At 39.0% G+C, this 9,872-nt stretch carries 7 protein-coding genes and 1 pseudogene; 6 read left to right on the top strand and 2 right to left on the bottom strand.

Going from position 1 to position 9,872, the window contains the following annotated elements; genetic code table 11:
* Positions 1-477: 477 nt before the first annotated feature.
* The 3 genes from purD (at position 478) to nblS (ending at position 4,618) form a co-directional block, all read left to right on the top strand.
* Positions 478-1,776 carry a phosphoribosylamine--glycine ligase gene (gene purD / locus VB740_RS34095; RefSeq protein ID WP_323204239.1) on the top strand — a complete coding sequence of 433 codons (1,299 nt, stop codon included), beginning with the start codon at positions 478-480 and terminating at the stop codon, positions 1,774-1,776.
* A 106-nt stretch (positions 1,777-1,882) separates the two neighbouring features.
* Positions 1,883-2,227, top strand: coding sequence for a XisI protein (locus VB740_RS34090; protein ID WP_323204238.1), 345 nt, complete (start codon positions 1,883-1,885; stop codon positions 2,225-2,227).
* Positions 2,228-2,671: 444 nt separating this feature from the next.
* The gene (gene nblS, locus VB740_RS34085) at positions 2,672-4,618 is read left to right on the top strand and encodes a two-component system sensor histidine kinase NblS (RefSeq protein WP_323204237.1); all 1,947 of its coding nucleotides are present in this window, start codon (positions 2,672-2,674) and stop codon (positions 4,616-4,618) included.
* Between the two features lie 724 nt (positions 4,619-5,342).
* Here nblS and VB740_RS34080 read toward each other — a convergent pair.
* Positions 5,343-5,711 carry a zinc ribbon domain-containing protein gene (locus VB740_RS34080; RefSeq protein WP_323204236.1) on the bottom strand — a complete coding sequence of 123 codons (369 nt, stop codon included), beginning with the start codon at positions 5,709-5,711 and terminating at the stop codon, positions 5,343-5,345.
* A 258-nt stretch (positions 5,712-5,969) separates the two neighbouring features.
* Between VB740_RS34080 and VB740_RS34075 the strand changes: the two genes are divergently transcribed.
* From VB740_RS34075 to VB740_RS34065, 3 genes are read left to right on the top strand one after another with little or no spacing between them, the layout of a single operon-like run.
* On the top strand, positions 5,970-7,349 hold the full coding sequence (locus tag VB740_RS34075; RefSeq protein ID WP_323204235.1) for an AAA family ATPase: 1,380 nt from the start codon (positions 5,970-5,972) through the stop codon (positions 7,347-7,349).
* A 2-nt stretch (positions 7,350-7,351) separates the two neighbouring features.
* Positions 7,352-8,104 (top strand): chromosome partitioning protein ParB, encoded by a 753-nt coding sequence (locus VB740_RS34070; protein WP_323204234.1) that lies wholly within the window; start codon positions 7,352-7,354, stop codon positions 8,102-8,104.
* Between the two features lie 43 nt (positions 8,105-8,147).
* Entirely contained in the window at positions 8,148-8,903 is a 756-nt protein-coding gene (locus tag VB740_RS34065; protein WP_323204233.1) for a hypothetical protein, read from the top strand.
* Between the two features lie 59 nt (positions 8,904-8,962).
* Here VB740_RS34065 and VB740_RS34060 read toward each other — a convergent pair.
* Positions 8,963-9,817, bottom strand: a pseudogene (locus VB740_RS34060) (glycosyltransferase); the annotation flags it as partial.
* Between the last annotated feature and the right edge of the window lie 55 nt (positions 9,818-9,872).

Below are 9,872 nucleotides of genomic sequence, written 5' to 3'. Positions count from 1 at the left end.
CTTTGAGAAGTCGGGGATCTGAGTCTCTCGATTTTCACAACTCATTTAGGATTGCGAACACAGGTCAATGTAGGCTGAGTCTTTTCAAAATAAAATAATAATCCTATATTTGGTAATTTATATCACTAATAATTATGATTTTACTAATCAGTAAAATTTAATTCGCAGAAGACATACAGTTGAAATTCAATAACTAAAACAGGTAAGCAGAACGAAATAATTAAAGTTAGATATAGCAATCATAAATCATTCGTGAAAAAAGTCTATTGCCTATTGCCTGGACTCCACGACTAATTTCACAATCTCATTTAGGATTGCTATATGCATAGTAGAATGAATTTGATTGCATAACTATATTAGTTTATGTCTATATATTAAAAAACAAGATACTTGCACAAGTGTGAGAATTGATGAAAAAATTGATCCGCGAGAGTCGCTAAAGTATTCTCGCTTCGCAAGGAACGCACGAGGAAATAAGTGAAAGTTTTAGTCGTAGGTAATGGAGGGCGCGAACACGCTCTGGCATGGAAACTGTTGCAATCTAAGCAAATCGAGCAAGTTATCTGTGTACCAGGGAATGGGGGCACAGCAAATATGGAACGTTGTCAGAACTTGCCTCTGGCAGTAGATGATTTTGAGGGCATAAGCCGATATGCTCTAAAAAATGGCATAACTCTGGTGATAGTTGGGCCAGAAGTGCCTTTGGCGAAGGGAATCACAGATTACCTTCAAGAAAAAGGATTGATGGTATTTGGCCCTGTCAGAGCAGGAGCGCAAATTGAGGCGAGTAAAGCTTGGGCAAAAGCCCTGATGCAAGAAGCAGGAATTCCGACGGCACGATCTGCGGTATTTACGGAGGTGACAGCAGCAAAATCTTATGTCAAATCTCAGGGAGCGCCAATTGTTGTCAAAGCTGATGGCTTGGCGGCTGGTAAGGGTGTAACGGTAGCTGAAACACTTGAACAGGCAGAAAACGCCGTTGATGCAATTTTTCAGGGGCAATTTGGTAGTGCTGGTGAATTTGTCGTCATTGAAGAATGTTTGATTGGGCAAGAGGTGTCAGTTTTAGCACTAACGGATGGATTAACGATTAGACCCTTGTTGCCGGCTCAAGACCATAAGCGGATTGGTGAGGGTGATACAGGGGAAAATACTGGGGGAATGGGAGCATACAGCCCAGCACCCATCGCTACGCCAGAGTTGATGGCACGCATTCAAACAGAAGTTTTAGAAAGAGCGATCGCCACTTTAAGAGCCAAAGGCATTGATTACCGAGGCGTACTTTATGCTGGATTAATGATTGCACCCGATGGCGACTTAAAAGTTCTAGAATTTAACTGTCGCTTTGGCGATCCCGAAACCCAGGTAATTTTGCCACTATTAGAAACACCCCTAGAAGAGTTGATTCTAGCCTGTGTACAGCAGCGATTAAGTGAATTGCCTCCCATTGCTTGGAAAGGGGGAGCATCTGCTACTGTAGTTGCCGCTTCCGGTGGTTATCCAGGAGAATATGAGAAAGGCCAGGTGATTACTGGCATTGAGCAGGCAGAGGCAATAGGAGTAACTGTATTTCATGCAGGTACGAAATTGAACCATCAACAAGAAGTAATCACAGATGGGGGCCGAGTATTAAATGTGACTGGAATCGGAGAAAATTTTGAGCAAGCGATCGCCCAAGCATACGCAGGTATCAAACATATTCAGTTTGAGGGCATATATTACCGGAGAGATATTGGGCATAGAGTAGTCAGCGTAAAACAGAGGGAAACTCCATAAGTATTCAATCTGATGTCAGCTTTAAGGCTGGCACTGATTTCCATCAGCCAGTCCTATCCCCCATCCCGCCACAACAAAGTTTGGCGGGAGTACCCCGGAAGTTTAGATGGATAAATTAACTGAGTATCCCAAAATAATTAAGCGTATCCTAACAGAGTATATAGAACTATGTAACCGTCGTCCTAACCAAGACATGGAAACATTTTTGATTATCGATGACCCAAAGGGTCACTATATTTGGATGAACCTTGGTTGGCAAAATGGCGAACGCATTACTGATATGACCGTCTACGTTCGGATTCGAGATTGCAAATTTTGGATTGAGGAAGATTGGACGGAAAATGGGATCGCAACAGACCTAGTTCGTGCAGGTGTTGCCAAGGAAGATATAGTGTTGGCATTCCATGAGCCTAAGATGCGGCAGTATACAGATTTTGCAGTAGCATCGTAGCGGTGACGCATTGGTTTGAATCTCTTAGGGACATCTAAGAATTAAATTACTCAATTCCTGCATCCAACGTGACTATCCAATTTTTTCTCCCCCTGCCTCCCCTGCTTCCCCTGCTCCCCCTGCCTTCCAAAACGATTGATTATTTTTTTAGTTGGAAGTCCCAACCTGAGCCAGACAACTAGCTCAAAATCACGACAGGTTGGATTTTTGTTAGACTGCTCATCTGTGCATAACCAATAGTCACAGAAATGAGTTTAACGCGTTAATCCTCAAGTGGATATCAATTCCGATGGCTGAAATGAGGTAAATTCGTTAAGACTACCTTAACTAGGTATACCCCTTGCGCTCCCTCATGTCTCTGTCCCCTAACATGTTTGTCAAATTAACTGTTAATTTTTTAGTTGTTGGGCTTTATAACAAAGACTATTAACAACTTTATTTAAGATGCTAAGTCTGTTAAAAACAATTCGACATGCGATCGCTAGTTGGTGGTCAGAGTTCACACTCCAGACCAAATTGCTGGCTGTGGCCACAATGGTAGTTTCGTTAGTGATGAGTGGCCTGACTTTCTGGGCTGTGAATACAATTCAGCAGGATGCGCGGATGAATGACACCCGCTTCGGCCGTGATTTGGGACTGCTACTTGCTGCTAACGTTGCTCCCCTAGTCGCTGACAATAATCTGACTGAGGTTGCTCAATTTTCCCAACGCTTCTACAGCAGCACCTCTAGTGTGCGTTATATGCTTTACGCTGATGAAACCGGGGAAATCTTTTTCGGCATTCCTTTTTGGGAAGCGGAGGTAGAAAACTCTCTTACCATTAAACGGCGGATACAACTGCCAGAAGATTACCCTGGTGATGATGAAAAGCCGATGGTGCGGCAACATACAACCCCAGATGGAATAGTCACCGATGTATTTATTCCTCTGATCGTCAATCAAAAATACTTAGGTGTATTAGCGATCGGTATTAACCCCAATCAGACTGCTGTCATTTCCACCAATTTTACCCGCGATGTCACGATCGCGGTTTTTATCACGATTTGGGTAATGGTGATTTTGGCAGGAGTGATTAACGCTTTGACCATCACTAAGCCCATTAAAGAACTGCTGGTGGGGGTGAAGCAAATTGCCACCGGAAATTTCAAGCAGCGCATTGATTTACCTTTAGGCGGCGAACTAGGGGAATTAATTTTAAGCTTTAATGAAATGGGAGAGCGATTAGAGCGCTATGAAGAACAGAATATTGAGGAACTGACCGCAGAAAAAGCCAAGCTAGAAACCCTAGTTTCAACGATCGCAGATGGTGCTGTGTTGATTGATAACAACATGCAGGTGATTTTAGTCAACCCCACAGCAGAGCGAATTTTTGGCTGGGAAGCCGCTAATGTAGTAGGCTGCAATGTCTTGCATCACTTGCCCCCAGCAGTACAAATGGAAATCACTCGCCCTTTGTACGAAATGGCAGCAGGCGAATGCGAAAGCGCCGAATTTCGGATTTTTATTAACCAACCTACGCCGCGGACGATTCGCATTCTCTTGACTACAGTACTGAATTTGCAAAGAGAAAGTATCAAAGGTATTGCGATTACTGTCCAAGATATAACCCGCGAGGTGGAATTAAACGAGGCAAAAAGTCAATTTATCAGCAACGTTTCTCACGAACTGCGAACCCCTCTATTCAACATCAAAACCTATATTGAAACCCTGCACGACTACGGCGAAGATTTAGCTTTACAAGAACGGCAAGAGTTTCTGCAAACTGTAAACCATGAAACCGATCGCCTAACCCGCCTAGTTAACGATGTTTTGGATTTGTCAAAACTCGAATCTGGCCGCAACTACAGCTTCGATGGCGTAGATTTAGCCCAAGCGATCGAGCAAACACTGCGTACTTACCAACTCAATGCCAAAGATAAAGGTGTTGAACTCATTCAAGAAGTTGCTCCTAATTTGCCCTTGGTATTGGGTAATTATGATCTGTTAGTACAAGTATTTGGCAACCTGATTGGTAATGCTCTAAAATTCACCACAGCCGGTGGTAAAGTAGCAATCCGCGCCTACCAACTAGATTTTAAACCCAGTCATACCCAATCTCCTCCAGTGCGGATTGAAATCTCCGATACTGGAATTGGCATCGCCACAGAAGATCAACACTCAATTTTTGAACGCTTTTTCCGTGTAGAAAACCGAGTTCACACCCTAGAAGGCACGGGTTTAGGTTTATCGATTGTCAGAAATATCATCGACAGACATCGTAGTAAAGTCCATCTTGTGAGTGAAGTCGGCATTGGCACAACTTTTTGGTTCGACTTAGCCGCCTTTGAAGAAAAAGCGCCACCGATACAACTTGAACCTATTGCAGAAGCATCCAAAATCACCACAACTTGAAGGTTAGCGATCGGGCATATCTCGTTGTAATCTAATTTTGAGATGATTTGTCACGACAAATTTGATAGGAGCGCCTAACGTATCACTAGATAACATGGTGCGTTAGGCTAAAGCCGTAATCCAATCTATGTCTATATTTCCAATTTAAACGTTTGCAGCTAACGTTGCTTGATTCATCAGAAACGCTTAAATATTTCTTACAAATATATAACCAGTTGCAGCAAATGTTTAATGCTTTGCAACAAATACTCCTTCATATATAAGAAACGTTTAAGTATTTCCTGCAAACATATAAGCCGTTGCAGCAAATGCTTAATGCTTTGCAACAAATACTTCTCCATATATAAGAAACGTTTAAGTTTTTCTTACAAACATATAAGCCGTTGCAGCAAATGTTTAATACTTTGCAACAAATACTCCTCCATATATAAGAAACGTTTAAGTGATTGTAACAATTGTTGTAACGAACTTATAATTTGATTTGCTACCGGAAATGGACATTGTTTCCTCATTCCTATGCTCTGCATGGGAATGCTGATTAGAGGGTCTGCCTCTAGTTAAATATTGAGTCAGAGACTCAATGAATGCATTCCCATACTCTGTATAGGAACGAGGAAAGTCTTATCAAGCTGGGTTTTTAGGACTTGTGTGTACACCGTAGCCTTATAAAGGAGAGGGAGGCTAGAGACAAGATGAAGTTTTGCATTTTATTTAATTCACGTTCCTAAGTTACTAGACTGAAGAACAAACAGACCAATAATAAACCCAAAAGTAACAGCAAAGCCTGATTCTGTTTTACCCAACTTTTTACAGTTATTCCAAAACTGTTAGTGTAACGCTGCTGTTTCAACTCCAACTTTGTCTCTTCAATATTTTGGTAGAGGGTACAGTCTTTGGCGTAGGGACGCTGAGGAAAATTGCAAGTATCATCAGCGTGATAGGTGCAGGTGTCGCACAGATACCCGTCCCCAGTGGCGCGGTGCAATGGAATACCGGGATGACCGTAAGCTTTGAGTGTTGTCCGGCAATAGGGACAACTAATAGCTTGACTATCAACGAGTTGATGGCAGTGGGGACAAGATACAGTAGCCAAAACCTTTAGCGCAAATAGGTAAACACTTTGATTCTATCGATTTACAGGATTAATGGAGAAATACATGCGTAGCCTGTTAATTTTGAATATGGCTAGCTCTAAAAAATTGTTATTTTACCAGTAAAAGTACTAATTTCATGCTGGCTTTTTATATTTTTTAAGTGATTTATATCACTCGACTTAATTAAGGCTATGCCATAATCTAGCAAATATCAGGTTTTATCCCAAGTCCAATAATTATTTCGAGGTAGAAAAATATTGCCTTTTAATCCTGAGCTGTGCCGTAACGAAAGCGAAGTTGAAAGCAAACTCATAGTGCAATATTTGCTACCGCAGCTAGGTTATACTCCTGACACCTGGCATCAAGAGGTTGCCGTTGGTAGCATCCGCTTAGATTTCTTAGCATTTGCTGCACAAGTGATTCCCTTTGTCTTAGATGCCAACTCACCGCTGAGTGTCGTCATGGAGGCAAAGCATCCCAAACAAAACTTAAATAATCATGTCCCCCGACTCAGGCATTATTTAACCAGTCTGAATGTCAGATATGGATTGTTGACTAACGGCAAAGAGATTAGAATTTATCAAAAATTGCAATACGATATTCAACTATTATTTCAGTGTCCTGGAAACGAAGTTGAAGCTAAGTTAGATAAAATTCAAAGTTTAATTGGTAGAGAAAGTCTAAAAGAAGGACAGTTTGTAGATAAAGTAGAAGTTCAAATAGCTGAAAATAATTTAAATTTTGAAATAAAGAGACAACATTCAATGAAAACGATTGCAATCTACCATAATAAAGGCGGCGTTGGAAAGACTACTGTTGCAGTCAATCTTGCAGCAGCATTACGTAAAAAAGGTAAAAGAGTACTTTTGATTGATATAGATTCTCAGGCAAATACTACTTTTGCGACAGGATTAATTAAATTTCAATTTGATGAAGAAGATGATTTACGTGAACAAAATGTATCTTGTTTATTAGAATCATCAGATTTCAATTTTATACCAGAAATTATGCGTCAATCTCATTATTTTAATAATCCAGAGATAGACGTGGTTCCATCACACATTAATTTAATTCAGAAACAAGATCAACTAAATCTAATAGCAGTAAGTAGAAGTAGACTGATTTCCAAACTTAAACCTGTAGAAACAAATTACGATATTGTAATCATTGATACTCCTCCCTCAAGAGACTATTATGCTCAAGTTGCATTAATTGCTTCTGATTATTTGATAATTCCTTCAGATTTAAAACCATTTGCAAATCAAGGTTTACCAACAGTAAAAAATTTTGTTAATGAAATTAATGAGTACAAAGAAATGATGGGGAGAACACCTATTAATATAATAGGTGTTCTAGCTTCTAAAATTTCAACTAACTCCAAATTTTTGCAGTACACTTTCCCCAGACAAAGAAGCGTCATATCTGAGCGCTATAATTTACCTTTGATGGAAGCTGTTATTTATGATAGAACCTCTCTTTCTGAATGCATGAATAATTCTATAATGGTAGGAGATTTAGAATATCCAGATCCAAAATCAGTTATCAAATATGCAGAATCAAAAATTACTGCTCAACAATCTGCTATGGAATTTGAGATGTTAGCTAAAGAAGTTTTAGAAGAAATAGGAGTTAATTAATAATGAAATTTTATACTGTAGATGTAAAAAATATTAGTTGTGATGTGCCTGCATCCAATTTTTCAAACGATGCTTTAAATAGCCTTGCCGATATGATTATAGAAAGTGGGGGAATTATCAGACCATTAGTTTTGAAAACTACAGGTTTAGAGACTTATACAGTAGTTGATGGGTACTTTGAATATTATGCTGCTGTTAGAGCAAGAGAAAAAAATCCTCGACAATGCGAAATGGTAAATGCCTTTGTAATTTCCCCTAAGAATGAGGATGAGATATTTAAGCAAGTAGCTGCATTCAGGGAATTAGCTTCTGATAATAAACCAGAAATTCAAACTCCAATTAAAACAAATAATTCAGAATCTATTTCAAAAAATAATGATTTTAATTTATTGGAAAAGCAAATTAATGATTTAAGATCAGAACTGGCGCAAGAGAGGCAAGAAAGACAGAAACTATACGAAACTCTCAAGTTGATTGAAAGTCAGATACCCAAACAGATTACACCTTTAGAAGCATTCAATACTTTAAGTTTATTAGAACTGACCTTCAGATTAAGAACTGCTGGTTTTACTGATAAAAAAGCTGTTCAGGTTGCTGAAAGTTTAGAAAAAGAACGTAAAAAGAAAAACTTTGAATCTTTGAAAGATATATTAGCAAGAGTAAAAATTACCAGTGGCAAAAAACAGATTAAAGGTATAAGCAGCGATAAAATGGTAGATATTGTTGATAGCTGGTCACGTATCTTGTTTATTTAAAAGTTAGTTACATCTGAGTCGCAAGAATAATTCGGGGCTAATTATGGATAGTCTGGAATCTAAAATTTTTGAAATCTTAAAACGTGGCACTCCCATAAGAGCAGTAAAGATTGCTGAGATGCTAGGAGTTGAAAGACGGGAAGTCAACCATTACTTGTATTCTTCATTAAAGAATATAGTTGTGCAAGATAGTGAGTATAAATGGTCATTGAAAACACATGAAATAGGTAATAATCAGCATATCCCAACTCAACCACAAACACCTCAAAACCAATCATCAAAACCTGTAACCCAAAATAACGTCTACAGTTTTACCAAAAAAGAAATTCGACAAGATACTCCGATTCAACCACCAACTCTGTCAAATCAATCCTCAGAACCCATCAAGCATGAGAAACTGGAGAAATTTCATCAGCAAGATTTTCAAGCAAACCCTCAAACTCCATCCTCACAACCTGTAAAACAAACTAATCCTTATGAAGTTGTCAAAAGAGAACTTGCTCAAGTATCTTCTGAGGAAAAGGTAAAAATTCTAGAAAATGCTTTTAGACAAGATAGATATACAGAACTAGAAGATGAGCAGATAAATGCTCTCCAATCAATTTTAGAAGAAGCTAGGCGGGAAGTAATTATAGCTAATAAAGCTTATACACAAGGAAAACTAAGCTTTTGGAAGACTAACTCTTTAGCGATCGCAGTTGTATCTATAGCCTTAACTCTTGGTACATTCTTCCTAATTAGTCAACTAAGATCCAACTCTACGTACCAACCTACCCCAACTATTCCACAAAATAGGTAGCTTCGCCAACCCTTTTGCGGTCTTTCCCTGTGTTTCTGGGTGAAGCATTGAGCTATTTCCTAACCTCGCATCTGTCGCAGTGCATCAAATGCCTTAACTCGCAACCCAACTGGTAACAGCGATAATCCTAAACCAATCCAAGATTTAGGAGTTGAAAAAGACTTTCCTGCTAAAACTAGCTCTCTACCTTTTTGCGTTTCCCCCTTTTCAATTAAACGCAAACCTAATAATAATTGCGTTTCCATTAAACGATTTCGCCTAGTTTTTTCTAGTTTTTCTGACTCAAATTTATAACTTTCTAAATATTTGATTTTATCATATAGATAAGGAATAGCTCGATTGATACCTTGCTGCTCTGCATGGCATCGATATTCCATCAATAATTCTGGTAAATAATAACCCTTTTTTCCAGCCAAAGCCAGCCGCACAAATAAATCATTATCCTCACAATTTTGTATATTGGGCAACATAAATCCTAATTCTACCAACGTTTTGCGGCGAAATAATGTCGCCCCAACTTGAAAACTTTGGTGAATAAATACAACTTCTAATAAATTATCTACAACACCTGCTGGTAAATTTTTTCTACCCCAGCGATGAGAATTTTCTTGAGTTTTTGCCTCATCCCTCAGATTATCAATATCAATTATCCAATGGTCTGTACCAACAAAATCAATGCTAGGGTTTTGAGCAAGAATAGGTGCAGTACTTGCGAGGAAATCTGGTGTTAGCCGATCATCATCATCAAATTTAATAAAATATTCACCACTGGCAGCATCAAAGCCAGAGCGCATATTATTACTTTTACCAATATTTTGCGAATGACGAATATATTTAATCCGTTGGTCTGTGTACTGTGACATTAACTCAGGTGTTCCATCGCTAGAACCGTCATCACAAACAATTAGTTCAAAGGGAGCATCTCACCTTTGCAAATATAGGTGTAAGTGAGGGAAGATAGTTACACTC

Origin of the sequence: Nostoc sp. UHCC 0251, from assembly GCF_034932245.1 — a bacterium.
In the GTDB taxonomy this organism is placed as follows: Bacteria; Cyanobacteriota; Cyanobacteriia; order Cyanobacteriales; family Nostocaceae; genus Nostoc.
The sequence above is the reverse complement of the archived record's forward strand: the minus strand, read 5'-3'. Positions and strand labels throughout refer to the sequence as shown.